Here is a 13643-nt window from a genome sequence, read left to right as displayed (position 1 = left end):
CGGGCTCAGGCGTAGGGCGGAGCGGGCGGGGCACCGGGCGCTGCGGATTGGGCGTCGGTTTCCGCCGCGGCGGCGGCCAGGCCCGTGGCGATGCCGGTGGCTACCGCGGCCAGGGCGGTTTCGGCCAGGATCATGGTTTCGTCGATCACCACCTGGCGCAGGCGGCTGCCGGCAACGGCGCCGGTGTCGCGCACGAAGCCGCGTTCGGTTTCACCCTGCGGCAGCACCTTGGCCAGGGCAGCCCCGGCGGCCAGCAGCGCCGCACCCGCCAGCAGCGGATGCCGGCGCACGATCTCGGCTCCCGGCAGCTCAAGCGGCTCGGCCGGGGCGGCGGGGGGCACGACGCCCATCGCGGCATGAACCGAGGGGCGGGGCCGCTCGGTTGCAGGCACTCCGATCTTTTCAAGCACGGCCCGCCCGGCGCTTTCGGCCAGGGCCGAAGGCCGCAGCCGGGCGCGCAGCGCCGTCATGCTGGCGGCCAGATGCGCCCGGTCATGGGCAACCCGGGCCGCGATCTCGTCAGACGGGCGGTCGGCCAGGTCTTCGACCGGGCGGGCGGCCAGAGGCGGGGCCGGGTCAATGCGGCCGTTGTGATGGGTCATGTCGCAGTCCTTCCGTCGCGAAATCGCGGGCTCCCAATCCTTCGGCAACCGCGGCCAGATCCTGGCGTAGCGCCTGGGCCCGACGGCGCGGCCAGTGCAGGATCCCCTGCCGGCGCCAGAGGCCCAGCCCGGTCTGCAGGAAGATGACCGCCAGCAACAGCAGGGCCAGCCCCACCGCCAGGGCCGACCAGACCGGCCCCAGACCCAGGGCGACCAGCGCCGCCACCGCGGCTCCGGCCAGAACATGCAGCGCAACCAGCCCCAGCACCGCCGCGACCGCGATCCTGATCGCGGCGCGCAGGCTGTGCTGCAGCCCCTCGCGCGCCTCGGCCCGGGCAAGAGCAAGCTCTCCCCGGGTCAGGCGGGTGAAGCCGCCGATCACCTCGGCCAGAAGGCCCATGATCGACGGCTCCCGCGGCGGCAGATGCGGGTCTGCCGTCACGATTCCGCGCCACGACGGTTGGCGCGCACCATCCGTGCCACCATGAAGCCCAGAACGGCGGCGCCGGTCGCGAAGGCGGCGGGGTGGCGGCGGGCAAGCGCCTTCACGTCGCCGGCCATCTCGACAAAGCTGCGGTCGCGCAGCGTGTCTGCAACCGTCGCGGCGCCATCGGACATCGCCGCCAGCGTGCGCGATTGCAGCGAGGGCTGGTCGGCCGAACGGTCAGCCGCTTCGCGCAGCGACCCGGCCAGACGGTCACCGGCATCGGCCAAAGCGCCGCGGGCGCCGTCGATGCGGCTTGCCGCGGCATCGCGCAGGGCGCCGGTGGTTTCCGAAACGCGTTGGGCCGCTTCCGAGCCGAACTGGCGCAGCTTGGTGCCGGCCTGTTCGATCGAGCTTTCGGCGCGGTCCGTCGCCAGATCGGCGGCGGTCTCGACCGTGTCACGCGCCTTGTCTGCCGTGTCGCGCGCGGCATCCATGGTGGCATCGGCCTTGCTCTTCAGCGTGGTGGGCGTGTTCATCGGAACTCTCCTGTGAATGAGGCGGTCGGGATGCGGGCCTTGTGCGATGGCACCGGGGCCCGTTCCGGTTCTGCCAGGTCAACGCCGAACTGCGACGAAAGTTCCAGCGCGATGCATCTGATCGGGCATCTGATCGGGCAGGCGCGCGCAGATGCTTCAAGGGCCGCGCGCGCGGCGATGAGCGAGACGCCCCGGGACAATTTTTTTACCGGCCGATCGGGAAGCCTGTCGATCCAGGGAACCGGCGGCGGGGCACGGCGTTGTCCCTGCAGAACGACCCGGCGCTGCGGCGCCCGTTGCAACCTTCAGGCGCACCTTCCCCAGGTGCCTGATTTCAAAGGAGAATACCATGCTCGGTTGGGCCCTTACCTTTCTGGTCATCGCGCTGATCGCTGCGGCTCTTGGTTTCGGCGGCATCGCCGGCACGTCGGCCGGCATCGCGCAGATCCTGTTCTTCATCTTCCTGGCGCTGTTCGTGATCTCGCTGATCGCCCGCGCTGTCCGCGGCAAGCCGCCGCTCTGATCCCTGTCCCTGCTCCCTGTCCCTAGGAGCCGACTTGAGGCCGCGGGCATTGCGCCCCGCGGCCTTTTTTCATGCCCGTGCGGATGGTGCCGCAGACGCAGAAACTCCGCCCTTGGGCGGCCAGCGAAAAGCCGGACCGCCTGAAGGGGCGGGCCGGCTGGGTGCGGGGGGAAGCGAAGGGCGAAGGTGGCCCTGCGGGTCAGACCAGATGCGTGGCCAGGCGCCGGGACGGCGCGGCGGTGCCGGCGGGCTGCACGGTCAGGACCGGCCCGCCCGCCGCGGCAAGGCCCGGCCGTAGCCCCGCGACAAAGGCGCAAAGCGTGGCTTCGGCCGCGCCGTCCTGCGGCAGAAGGGCGATCTGCCCCGGCGCGCGGCGGGTGCCGCTGGTGCGCATTCCGGGCAGGAAGGCCAGAACCAGCCGCATCAGCGCCAGGGTTTCGACCGGGTCGCTGGACGGCGGCGCCAGGATCAGGCGGTCCAGCGGACCTTCAGCCTGCACGCGGTTGCGCAGCGTTGCGATCTCGGCGCTTTGGCGCAGATTCAGGCGCAGCTGCAGCGCGCCGGGCAGAACCAGATCGGCCAGGGCGAAGGCCAGCGGATCATCACCGGCCAGGATCAGCCGGGCGCCGGCATCATGCAGCAGCGCCACTTCGGGCAAAGAAAGGGCCGCGGTGGTCACCAGAACCCGCGGCGCAGGGTGCGCCATGGCCTGCGCCAGCGCGCCCTTGCCTTCGGCCAGCGGCCGGTCCATCATGGTAACAGTCATGGCAGCCCCCCTTTTGCGCTACCAACGCACGAAGAGGCCAGGGGTTCCCCCCGGCGCTTGTTCCGGGCGGTTCAGGGCCTGCCCGCTGCGGCCCAGATCGCCCCTATCCTGCAGCCTGCAAACCCATATGCTGGCCTGCGCTGATTCGGCCCCTTCGGCCGGTCCATTGCCCTAGGAGAGGCGGAACGGAATGCGATCCATCCTGCAGGAAATCGTGACCCCGGTTGCGGTACGGCCCCCGACGGCCGAGCAGGCCCCCGAGAGCGCAACCTTGTTCGGCCGGTTCGGACGGCTGCTGCTGCGCCGCCATTCGCAGCTGTATTCCGGCCTGGTGATCCTGGTCATGGTCGCCGGCTCCAGCCTGCTGCGCTTTGGGCTGGACCATGTTCTGCCGCTGGGCTTTCCGTTCCTGACCTTCTTCCCCGCGGTTCTGCTGACGCTGGTCCTTGCCGGGGCGCGGGCGGGGATCGTGGTGGCGCTGGTCTGCGGGCTGATCGCCTGGCGCTTTTTCGTGCCCCCCGGCACCGGCTTTTCCTTCGCGCCCGGCACGATGCTGGCGATGGGCTTCTATTTCGCGATCACCGGGGTCGAGATCTTCTTCTTCACCGCCACCGTGGCAGCGCTGAGGGTGCTGGATGCGACCAAGCAGCGCCAGGCCGAAGTGGCGCGATCGCGCGAGCTGATGTTCTCGGAACTGCAGCACCGGGTGTCGAACAACCTGGCGACCGTGGCCGCGCTGTTGCGCATGCAGTCGGGGCGCAGCACCGACCCCGAGGTGAAGAAGGCCCTGAACGAGGCGACCCAGCGCATCCAGACCGTGTCGCGCCTGCAGCGCAGCCTGCATTCGCCCGATCTGCAGGATGTCGAGGCGCCGGTCTTCCTGAAGAACCTGGCGACCGACACGCTGGAAGCCAGCCATATGGAACGCCGCCCCGATGTGCTGACCCATGTCGATCCGCTGCGGCTAAGCCCCGATCAGGCCGTGCCGCTGGGGTTGATCACCAGCGAGCTGTTGATGAATGCGGTGGAACATGGCGCGCCGGACGGCGGCATGCCGAAGATCACCCTGTCGCTGACCGCGCAGGATCGCGACGGCGCAAGATGGGCGCAGCTTGTCGTCACCGATAACGGCAAGGGGCTGGACGAAGGGTTCGACCTGCAGCGCTCGCCCAGCCTGGGCCTGTCGATCGCGCGGCAATTCGCCCAGCAGCTGGGCGGAGAGCTGGTGATGGAAAACGGCCCCGCCGGGGGCGTGCGGTCGCGGCTGGAATTTCCGCTTTAGACGCTGGTTTAGGCGCTGGTCAGCGCCGCCGGGGCCGGGATGGGGCCGGGTGGCGCCAGAATGCGCCGCCGCTGCGGCTTGCGCGGGGCGGCCGGCAGCGGACGCGGTTCGGCGCTGCGGAAGGCCTCGGCCAGGGCTTCGTCCAGCGAGAGGGCGCAGAAATCCGCGCCCGTGGCCAGGATCGCTTCTTGCGTTTCAGCGCTTGGCCGCAGCGGCGCGCCCCCTTCCAGACTGTCGGGTGCGGGGCAAAGCAGCACGCCGACCCGAAGCCCCGGCGCCGCGCGCTTGATCCGGCGCAGCTGCAGCACCGCGCCGCGGGCGGGTTCGGGATCAAGGAAGGTCAGCAGGGCGCAATCGGCAGCCGTGCCGGTGACGGCGGCAAACCGCGCCGGCGTCAGGTCCTGATGCGACAGCGCCTCGGCCTCGGCGCCTTCGGTGCGGGCCGCCTGGGCCACGACGGCCGCGCCCGCATCATCCAGCGCCGAGCGCCCGCCGATCACCAGCAGACGGCGCCCTGCCCCGTCCCCGGCCGCTTCGCCTTCGGCCGCGGCTTCCGACAGTTCTTCGGCGACGGCGGGTTCCAGCGAGACCAGAAACTCTTGCGCCGCCTGTGCCAATGCCCGGTCCTGCCCGGGCTTCAGCGCCCCGCGCGCCAGATCGAACTGCGCCAGCAGCAGCGCCGGCAGCGTCACGTCGCGGTGGTAATCCGAGACATAGACCGTCTCCAGCTCGGTCCCGGCGCGGGCGCTGCTTTCGGCCAGATCGCCGACCAGAAGCCGCTGATACAGCCGGGTGTGATCGGCCAGCACCGGCCGGTCGCCGAACAGGATGTCGAACAGCGCGAATTGCGGGATGTGCCGGCCCAGCACCACCAGACACACCGTCAGCGGCGTCGATAGAACCAGCCCCAGGGGCCCCCAGATCCAGGTCCAGAAGATCGCGGCGACGATGATCGACAGCGGGCTCAGCCCGGTGCGGGTGCCGTAAAGCCAGGGTTCGATCAGGTTCGAGGTCACCAGTTCGACCACCAGGAACAGCGCCGCCGTCCACAGCACCGCCGACCAGTCGGGCGACACGGCGAAGGCCAGGAACAGCGGGAAGGCCGCCGCCAGCGCCGAGCCGATATAGGGCACGAAGCGCAGCACCAGCGTCAGCATCGCCCAAAGGGCGGCATTGGGCACGCCGATCAGCCACAGGCCGATGCCGATCGGGACGGCATAGATCGTGTTCACCAGAAGCTGGGTCAGCAGGTAATGCGCAACCCGGCTGCCGGCATCTTCCAGCACCTGCGTCGTGCGGTGGATGTCGCTTGACCCGACCAGGCGCAGAAAGCGGTCGCGCAGATCCTCGCGCTCCAGCAGCATGAAGATCACCACCACGACCACCAGCCCCGCCGTTCCGATCGGCCGGACCAGCGGCATGACCAGATCGCTCAGCATCTGAAAGGCATTGCGCGGCTCGATCAGTTCGACCTGCACCGGCAGGCCCTCGGCCCCCGCCGCATCGCCGGTGCCCAGACCCGAGCCGATTTCGCTGTTGATCGTGGTCGCCATGCGGGTCAATTGCGCGACCAGGCGGTTGCCGGAATTCTCTTGCTGCAGCGCGTCCAGCTTGGCCACGATGTTGGACTGGAAACTGGGCAATTGCTGCGCCAGCGTGCCGATCTGGCTGACGGTGATCAGAAGGAAGACGCCGATCAGCGCGAAGGCCAGCGTCACCACCGCCAGAACCGACAGGATGCGCGGCACGCCGCGGCGGCGCAGGAAGGCCACGGTGGGCGCCAGCGCGAAGGTGATCAGCACCGCGCAGGCCAGCGGCAGAAAGATCTCCTGCCCCAGATGCAGAACGGCGGTGATGACCGTGGCCGCGGCCAGGGTCTTCAGCGTGACGCTGCGGGCAATGCCCGGATCTTCGCCCGGCGCCGTTGCCCCGCCCGTCGCTGCCGCCGCACCTGCCTCTGCCACGATATCCGCCCCCTGCACCAATCCAGGCAAACGCGGGCGGGGTGATCAGGGTTCCCCGACCGGCGCCTATTCCTTTGGCCCTGCCGCCGATCCGCGGGCCAGATCTTCGAACAGCAGCGCCACACCCTCGGCGCCGGGATCGTTGAACCCTGCCAGCCGCTCGGCGGTCAGATAGCTGGCGCGGCCCGCCCGGGCGCGGCTCATGCCGGCGGTCGCATCGGCGCCCGCCCGCGCCGCCGCGGCCGCGGCAGCCAGGCCCTGCGGCAGGGCTGCCAGCGCGGGCGCCAGCGCGTCGATCATCGTCCGGTGGCCCGGCCCGGCGCCGCCCACCTGCATCACCCGCGCCAGCCCCGCCCCCAGCGCCCCGATCCAGTCGCGCCCCGAGGCCGAGGCATCGCCCGCCGCGGCAAAGAAGATCGCCAGCAACACGCCGGACGATCCGCCCATGGTCTGGCTCAGCTCATTGCCCACGGCGCGGTACAGCTGGGTCGGATCGGCCAGCGGCAGCCGGTCCAGCGCCGCCACCAGCGCCCGCGCCGCCCCGGCCAGCGTGCTGCCGGTATCGCCATCGCCCGAGCGCGCGTCCAGCGCGTTCAGATCGGCTTCTGCCGCGATCAGCGCCGCGCAGCAGCGCGCCAGCAGCGCCCGCCGCGCCGGATGGGCCGAGGGCAGGGGCTGGATCGGCGCCAGCCCGTCGGGCAGCGGGCGCACCGGCACCTCGCCAAAGGGCAGACAGCCCGGCCAGGCCATCGGCGCGGCGGGCGCGCAAAGCGCCTGCACCCGCGCCGCGTCGATCGGCAAAAGCGACAGCGAGAAGCCATGCATGTCCAGCGAGGTCATCAGCGGCGCCGGCCCGACGATCCACTTGATCCGCGACGCCAGCGACGAGCGCGCCAGTTCCTCGGCCAGAACCGACATTTCCAAGGGCGTGGTTGCGCCCAGATTGTTCAGCAAAGCCACATGGTCGCCCTTGCCCATATGCGGCGCCAGCCGGGCGGTGACCATGGCCATCGCCTCGCGCGCGCCTTCAAAGGCCACCTGCTCGACCCCCGCCTCGCCATGGATGCCCAGGCCCAGCTCGGCATGGCCCTGCAGGATCCGGTCCTCTTTCGGGCTGCCGGGCACGGTGCAGGTATCCAGGCTCATCCCGATGGAAATCGCGCCCTTGATCACCCCCTGCGCCGCGGCGGCGATGGTGTCCAGATCCTCGCCCGCCTCGGCCAGGGCGCCGGCGATCTTGTGGACGAACAGCGTGCCGGCCACGCCGCGGGCCTGCGGCAGGTCGGGCAGGGCGATATCGTCATCGACCACCACCATCGCCACTTTCAGCCCGAAGGCCCGGGCGCGTTCGGCGGCCAGGCCGAAATTCAGCCGGTCGCCGGTGTAGTTCTTGACGATCAGCAGGCAGCCCGGCCTGCCCGTCACCGCCAGGATCCCCGCCAGAACCGCATCGACCGAAGGGCTGGCGAAAACGTCGCCACAGACCGCCGCCGTCAACAGGCCCTGGCCCACGAAACCCGCATGGCTGGGCTCATGCCCCGAGCCGCCGCCCGAGACCAGCGCGACCTTCGAGCGGTCCCAGTCGGTGCGCACCACGACCTTGATATGCGGATAGCCGTCCAGCCGCGCGGCGCGCCCGGCGGCGCTGCGCAACAGCCCGTCAATCGCCTCGGTCACCAGCGCATCCCTGCGGTTCATGAATTGCTGCATGGCGGATTTCCCTTATATCCTTTGACCTTGGGCATCGAACCAAAGCGGGCTTTGCGGCCGGATCAGCAGCGTGTCGCCCGGGCCCAGCCGCGTATGCGGATCGGCAAGCGTGACGATGCGATGCGGGCCCAGATCCAGATGCAGCCGGGTCTGGTCGCCCAGATGCTCCAGCCGGTGAACCAGCGCGGACGGACCTTCGCCCTGAAGGATATGCTCGGGGCGCAGGCCGATCTGCGCCGCCCCTTCGGGCGCGCCGAACTGCGCCGGCGGCCCGAAGGCATCGGCCGGCAAAAGCGCGATGCGCGGCTGACCCAGGCGGCTGGCAACATAGGTCGAGACCGGGTTTTCATAGATCTCGCGCGGGGGGCCGAATTGCACCAGCCGGCCCTGATCCAGCACGCCGATATGGGTGGCCATGGTCATGGCCTCGATCTGGTCATGCGTCACATACAGGAAGGTCGCGCCCAGATCGGAATGGATGCGCTTCAACTCGATCCGCAGATCGGCGCGCAGCTTGGCATCCAGGCTGCTGAGCGGTTCGTCCATCAGATAGATGCGCGGATTGCGCACCAGCGCCCGCCCGATCGAGACACGCTGCATCTCGCCCCCCGACAGCGCGGTGGCCTTGTTGTCCAGCTTGTGCGGAATGCGCAGCACCTGCGCCACTTCGGCCACCCGGGCGGCGATCTGGTCTTCCGGCATCGCGATCATGGGCGAACGCAGCGGGAAGGCCAGATTGTCGCGCACCGTCAGATGCGGGTATAGCGAATATTGCTGGAAAACCATGGCGATGTCGCGCTGCGCCGGGGTTTCGGCCAGAACCGAGGCACCGCCAATTGCGATATCGCCGGCATCGGGCTGGTCAAGCCCGGCGATCAGCCGCAGCGTGGTGGTCTTGCCGGCGCCGGTCGGGCCCAGAAGCACCACGAAAGCGCCGTCAGGGATGGTCAGCGTGACATCCTTCAGCGCTTGCGTTGCGCCATAAGTCTTTGACAGGCCTGTCAGAACGACCTCAGCCATGATGGACCCCCGCATTGGCATCGGTCAGGAAGGCGCGGCCGGTGGACTGGTCGAACAGCGTCAGCCGCGGCCCGGCGAAGGACAGGGCCAGCGGCTCGCCCAGCCGGGCGGGCTGGCCCGAGGGGGCGCGGGCCTTGATCGGTCCATGCGCGGTTTCGACGGTGATGATCTGGCTGGTGCCCAGATATTCGCTGGCCAGAACCCGGCCGCGCAGCGCCCCGGTTTCGCCCAGCGTCACATGTTCGGGGCGCACGCCCAGCACCAGCTTGCGCCCCTCGGTCGCCTCGTGCAGGCGGGGCACGGCGATCTGGGCGCCGCCCAGCGTGACCGAGACGTCACCCGGCGCGAAGCCGCCTTCGAAGGGCAGGAAGTTCATTGCCGGCGAGCCGATGAAATCGGCCACGAACAGGGTGGCGGGGTGGTCGTAAATATCCTGCGGGGTGCCAAACTGTTCGACAACCCCATGATTCATCACGACGATCTTGTCGCCCATCTGCATGGCTTCCAGCTGGTCATGGGTGACATAGACCGTGGTCGCCCCCATCCGGTCATGCAGGGCGCGCAATTCCTCGGCCATGGTTTCGCGAAACTCGGCATCCAGCGCGCCCAGGGGTTCGTCCATCATGAAGGCCTTGGGGCGCCGCACGATGGCGCGGCCCAGGGCCACCCGCTGCCGGTCGCCGCCCGACAGGCCGCCGACGCCCTTGTCCATCAGGTGTTCGATCTGCAGGATGCGGGCCACTTCGGCCACGCGGCGGGCGACCTCGGCCCGCGGAACGCCCTGGCTGACCAGCGGATAAGCGATGTTTTTCCGCACGTTAAGATGCGGGTACAGCGCGAACATCTGGAAGACCATGGCAATGTCGCGCTGGCTGGCGGGCAGGCGGCTGACATCCTGGCCGTCGATCAGGATCTGGCCCGAAGTGGGGATTTCAAGGCCCGCGATCATTCGCAGCGTCGTGGTCTTGCCGCAGCCCGAGGGGCCAAGCAGCATGAAGAACTCGCCATCGCCAATGGTGAAGCTGGAGCCCTGAACGGCGATGAAGGCGCCGAATTCCTTGCGGAGGTTCTGGATGACGATCTCGGCCAAGGTCTACTCCGGGAAGTGGCTGGCGACGATGAACATCACCGTGCCGGCAAGGGTCACGAGGAAGGACCAGGTGAAGGCCCAGAGGAAGAAGGGCTGCATCAGCATGAAGACGCCAAGGCCGATCAGGATCGTGGCCAGCATCTCCCAGGGGCCACGGCGCAGGGTGGCAAGGCCGGTCAGAAAACGGGTCATTTCGGCACCTTCCTTTCGTCTTCCGTCTGTCTTCCTTCCGTCTTCCTCATTTCCGCACCGCGCCGAAGGTGATGCCGCGCAACAGATGCTTGCGCAGAAGGATGGTGAAGATCATCACCGGCAAAAGGAAGATCGTGGCGCCTGCCGCGACGGCGGGCCAGTCCTGGCCACCGACGCCGATGATCGTGGGGATGAAGGGCGGCGCCGTCTGCGCCTTGCCCGAGGTCAGAAGCACCGCGAAGGCGTATTCGTTCCAGGCGAAGATCAGGCAGAAGATCGCGGTGCTGGCGATGCCGGTCGCCGCCTGCGGCAGCACGACTTTGCGGAAGGCCTGAAAGCGGGTGTAGCCGTCGATCAGCGCCGCTTCTTCATATTCGCGCGGGATCTCGTCGATGAAGCCCTTCAGCAGCCAGACGGCCAGGCTGATGTTCACCGCGGTGTAGAGAAGGATCATGCCCAGATGCGTGTCCGACAGGCCCAGCTGGCGGTACATCAGATAGATCGGGATCGCGACGGCGATGGGCGGCATCATCCGCGTCGACAGGATGAAGAACAGCAGGTCGTCCTTCAGCGGCACCTTGAAGCGCGAAAAGCCATAGGCCGCCAGCGTGCCCAGAAAGATCGACAGCGCGGTCGAGCCGAAGCCGATGATCACCGAATTCAGGAAGCGTTCGCCAAAGCGGCTTGGCCCGGCGATCACCATGCCCGACTGGCGCACGATCCGGTCATACCAGGTTTCGGGCGGGGGCAGGGCGGCAAAGGCCTCGGCCCCCAGACGGGTGCGGGTGGTGAACAGGTTCACATAGCCTTCCAGCGACGGCTCGAAGACCACTTTCGGCGGGTAGGAAATCGAATCCGGGCCGGATTTGAACCCGGTCGAGATGATCCACAGCAAGGGCAGCAGGGTGATCAGCGTATAGGCCAGCACCAGCGTCGCAGCCAGCCATTTGGACAGTTTCGACGGCTCGGTGACCGACCAGCTTGACGAAACGCCGCTCATCTTTCCTTCACCTTGTTCAGGGCTTTCACATAGATCGAGGCCAGGCCGAAGACGGTGACGAAAAGGATGATCGCATAGGCCGAACTATAGCCGGTGCGCCATTTTTCGAAGGCTTCGCGCTTGAGGTCGATCGAGGTCAGCAGGGTTTCATTGCCGGGCCCGCCGCCGGTCAACAGCGTGACCATGTCGAACATCTTGAAATTCTCGATGCCGCGGAACAGCACCGCCAGCATCAGGAACGGCAGAACCATCGGGATGGTGATGGTCCAGAACTGCCGCCACTTGCTGGCACGGTCGATTTCAGCCGCCTCATAGATGTAATCGGGGATCGAGCGCAGGCCCGCGAGGCAGATCAGCATCACGAAGGGCGTCCACATCCAGGTGTCGACGATGACGATCGACCAGGGCGCCAGCCCGCCGGGGCCCAGCATGGAGAAGCTGGAAGCGGGGGTGCCGGTCAGCAGTTCGACCATGTAATTCACCAGGCCGATCTGCGGCTGATACAGGAAGGTCCAGAAATTGCCGACGACGGCGGGCGACAGCATCATCGGCAGGACGATCAGCGTGGTCAGCAGATCGTTGCCCTTGAACTTTCGGTTGATCAGCCAGGCCAGGGTGAAGCCGATCAGCACCTGGAAGAACAGCGTCCAGAACAGGAAATGCGCCGTGGTCTGCATCGTCGCCCAGATGCCGTCATCGGTGAGGATGCGTTCATAATTGCGCAGGCCGACCCATTTCACCTCGGCATTGGGCTTGTTGGCGGCGAAATTGGTGAAGGACAGCCGCACCGTCCAGATCAGCGGGAAGATGTTGATCGCCAGGAGAAGCGCGATCGTGGGGGCCACGAACAGCCAGGCGATGGTGCGGTCGGACAGGCCGCGCACCCTGCGCGCCATGGAGGGCGGGGTGGCCCGCGCAAGTCGGTCGAGGGGCGTTGGGGTCATCTGCGTGTTCCGGACTGGGAAGGGGCGCGCCGGGGGAAGGAACCGGCGCGCCCCCTGGGCCACAAGGGTCAGAGCTTGCCTTCATCTTCGAAGACTTCGGTCCAGTCCTTGATCAGCCCGTCCAGCGCCTCTTGCGCCGTGCCCTGATCGGCGACGACGTAATTGTGCAGCCGTTCCTGCATGGCCAGCAGCAGCTGGGCATAGGCCGGCTCCTGCCAGAAGTCCTGGACGTTCGCCATCGCCTCAAGGAAATCGCCGGCGAAGGGGGCGCTGTCCTTGAAGCCCGGATCGTTCAACACCGCGTTGTGGCAGGAATAGCCGCCCATCGACCACCATTTCTGCTGCACATCGGGCTGCGAGAACCATTTGATATAGGCCAGCGCGCCATCCATGTTGTCGGTATTGGCGACGACCGAGATGCCCTGACCGCCCAGCGTCGAGGCCGGAACCTTCTGGGCCGGGTTCACGAAGAAATCGATATGCTCGCCGCCGACATTCGGGTCGGCGTATAGGCCCGGGAAGAAGGCGAACCAGTTCATCGCCATGGCGACCTGGCCCGATTTGAACGCGTCCAGCGACTGCTCCATATAGGCATTGTCATAGCCGGGCGGCGTCGCGGTCTTGTACAACTCCTTGTAGAATTCCAGCCCCGCCACGGCGTCGGGCGAATTCACCGCCCCTTCCATGTCATATTTGCCGGGCGTGTTTTCGTATTTGAAGCCAAAGGCATAAAGCGCATTGGTCGCGCCCATGGTGATGCCTTCCGACCCGCGCTCGGTAAAGATCGAGGCGCCGTAGACGGTCTTCCCGTCGATCTCGCGGCCCTGGAAGAACTGGGCGATTTCCAGAAGCTCGGTCTGGGTCTTGGGTTCGGCCAGGTCGCGGCCGTATTTTTCCTTGAAGGCGGCCTGGATTTCCGGCCGGGCGAACCAGTCCTTGCGGTAGAACCAGCCATTGGCATCGCCCATGGCGGGCAGGGCGTAATAGTTCGGCTCGCCCTTGGGCCAGGTGGAATAGGCATAGACGGTCGCCGGGGCGAAATCGTCCATGCTGATGCTTTCCTTGGCGAAGAAATCGTTCAGCTTCAGATACCAGCCGTTTTCGGCCGCGCCGCCGATCCATTGGCTGTCGCCGATCAGCAGATCGCACAGCTTGCCGCCCGAGTTCAGCTCGTTCAGCATGCGGTCGGCGAAATTGGGCCAGGGCACGAATTCGAAATTCATCTTGGTGCCGGTCTGCGCCTCGAAATCCTTCGACAGCTCGACCAGCGCATTGGCCGGGTCCCAGGCGGCCCAGCACAGGGTAAGGTCGTCGGCGTCTGCCCTGCCGGCCACGGCAGAGACCAGGGCCATGGCTGACGCGGCAGCCAGGTATCCAGCTTTCATGAGTTCCTCCCGGTGATCGAAAAGCGATCGTGTTGGACAGTGGGTCTTGGACGCTTCTTCCTGCCGGGCCCGTGCAGCCTCCTCCGCTGCCGGGCCTTCTGTGGGGGAAGGATAGGCGCGGGATTTTCGACCTGTCCAGCGTTTTTTGAGGTGCGTACCTCAAGCTGCAATGCAGCATCGGGCGCGGGGGTGACGGCGGGGG

Annotated in this window: 14 protein-coding genes; 2 read left to right on the top strand and 12 right to left on the bottom strand. The window is 67.7% G+C overall.

What is annotated here, in order from left to right; all coding sequences use genetic code 11:
* Nucleotides 1–5 precede the first annotated feature (5 nt).
* Genes K1Y73_RS02480 through K1Y73_RS02470 form a run of 3 tightly spaced genes read right to left on the bottom strand, consistent with a single transcriptional unit; the run spans nucleotide 6 to nucleotide 1565 of the window.
* Nucleotides 6–602 carry a hypothetical protein gene (locus K1Y73_RS02480; protein WP_225026334.1) on the bottom strand — a complete coding sequence of 199 codons (597 nt, stop codon included), beginning with the start codon at nucleotides 600–602 and terminating at the stop codon, nucleotides 6–8.
* Nucleotides 577–1044, bottom strand: coding sequence for a phage holin family protein (locus K1Y73_RS02475; RefSeq protein WP_225026333.1), 468 nt, complete (start codon nucleotides 1042–1044; stop codon nucleotides 577–579). The genes K1Y73_RS02480 and K1Y73_RS02475 overlap by 26 nt, the downstream gene beginning before the upstream one ends.
* On the bottom strand, nucleotides 1041–1565 hold the full coding sequence (locus K1Y73_RS02470) for an apolipoprotein A1/A4/E family protein (RefSeq protein WP_225026332.1): 525 nt from the start codon (nucleotides 1563–1565) through the stop codon (nucleotides 1041–1043). The genes K1Y73_RS02475 and K1Y73_RS02470 overlap by 4 nt, the downstream gene beginning before the upstream one ends.
* 349 nt (nucleotides 1566–1914) lie before the next feature.
* On the opposite strand from K1Y73_RS02470, the gene K1Y73_RS02465 reads away from it, so the two are divergent.
* Complete coding sequence (locus K1Y73_RS02465; protein ID WP_225026331.1) at nucleotides 1915–2088, top strand: DUF1328 domain-containing protein; 174 nt, start codon at nucleotides 1915–1917, stop codon at nucleotides 2086–2088.
* A 199-nt stretch (nucleotides 2089–2287) separates the two neighbouring features.
* On the opposite strand, the gene K1Y73_RS02460 is transcribed toward K1Y73_RS02465, so the two are convergent.
* Nucleotides 2288–2854, bottom strand: coding sequence for a hypothetical protein (locus K1Y73_RS02460; RefSeq protein ID WP_225026330.1), 567 nt, complete (start codon nucleotides 2852–2854; stop codon nucleotides 2288–2290).
* Nucleotides 2855–3044: 190 nt separating this feature from the next.
* On the opposite strand from K1Y73_RS02460, the gene K1Y73_RS02455 reads away from it, so the two are divergent.
* Nucleotides 3045–4136 carry a sensor histidine kinase gene (locus K1Y73_RS02455; RefSeq protein WP_225026329.1) on the top strand — a complete coding sequence of 364 codons (1092 nt, stop codon included), beginning with the start codon at nucleotides 3045–3047 and terminating at the stop codon, nucleotides 4134–4136.
* Between the two features lie 8 nt (nucleotides 4137–4144).
* Here K1Y73_RS02455 and K1Y73_RS02450 read toward each other — a convergent pair whose 3' ends face one another.
* The 8 genes from K1Y73_RS02450 to K1Y73_RS02415 form a co-directional block, all read right to left on the bottom strand.
* Entirely contained in the window at nucleotides 4145–6100 is a 1956-nt protein-coding gene (locus K1Y73_RS02450) for an AI-2E family transporter (RefSeq protein WP_225026328.1), read from the bottom strand.
* Nucleotides 6101–6166: 66 nt separating this feature from the next.
* The gene (locus tag K1Y73_RS02445; protein ID WP_225026327.1) at nucleotides 6167–7810 is read right to left on the bottom strand and encodes a dihydroxyacetone kinase subunit DhaK; all 1644 of its coding nucleotides are present in this window, start codon (nucleotides 7808–7810) and stop codon (nucleotides 6167–6169) included.
* 12 nt (nucleotides 7811–7822) lie between these two features.
* Nucleotides 7823–8830 carry an ABC transporter ATP-binding protein gene (locus K1Y73_RS02440; RefSeq protein ID WP_225026326.1) on the bottom strand — a complete coding sequence of 336 codons (1008 nt, stop codon included), beginning with the start codon at nucleotides 8828–8830 and terminating at the stop codon, nucleotides 7823–7825.
* Nucleotides 8823–9920, bottom strand: a complete 1098-nt coding sequence (locus tag K1Y73_RS02435; RefSeq protein ID WP_225026325.1) for an ABC transporter ATP-binding protein — start codon at nucleotides 9918–9920, stop codon at nucleotides 8823–8825. Before K1Y73_RS02435 ends, K1Y73_RS02440 begins: the two co-directional genes overlap by 8 nt.
* Before the next feature lie 3 nt (nucleotides 9921–9923).
* A complete protein-coding gene (locus K1Y73_RS02430; RefSeq protein WP_225026324.1) occupies nucleotides 9924–10112 on the bottom strand; it encodes a hypothetical protein in 189 nt (62 codons plus the stop codon).
* A 46-nt stretch (nucleotides 10113–10158) separates the two neighbouring features.
* Nucleotides 10159–11112 (bottom strand): carbohydrate ABC transporter permease, encoded by a 954-nt coding sequence (locus K1Y73_RS02425; protein WP_225026323.1) that lies wholly within the window; start codon nucleotides 11110–11112, stop codon nucleotides 10159–10161.
* On the bottom strand, nucleotides 11109–12056 hold the full coding sequence (locus K1Y73_RS02420; protein WP_225026322.1) for a carbohydrate ABC transporter permease: 948 nt from the start codon (nucleotides 12054–12056) through the stop codon (nucleotides 11109–11111). The genes K1Y73_RS02425 and K1Y73_RS02420 overlap by 4 nt, the downstream gene beginning before the upstream one ends.
* Nucleotides 12057–12124: 68 nt before the next feature.
* Nucleotides 12125–13441, bottom strand: a complete 1317-nt coding sequence (locus K1Y73_RS02415; RefSeq protein ID WP_225026321.1) for an ABC transporter substrate-binding protein — start codon at nucleotides 13439–13441, stop codon at nucleotides 12125–12127.
* Nucleotides 13442–13643: the final 202 nt, after the last annotated feature.

The organism is Xinfangfangia pollutisoli, assembly GCF_020179405.1.
Lineage (GTDB): Bacteria > Pseudomonadota > Alphaproteobacteria > Rhodobacterales > Rhodobacteraceae > Pseudogemmobacter > Pseudogemmobacter pollutisoli.
The sequence above is the reverse complement of the archived record's forward strand: the minus strand, read 5'-3'. Positions and strand labels throughout refer to the sequence as shown.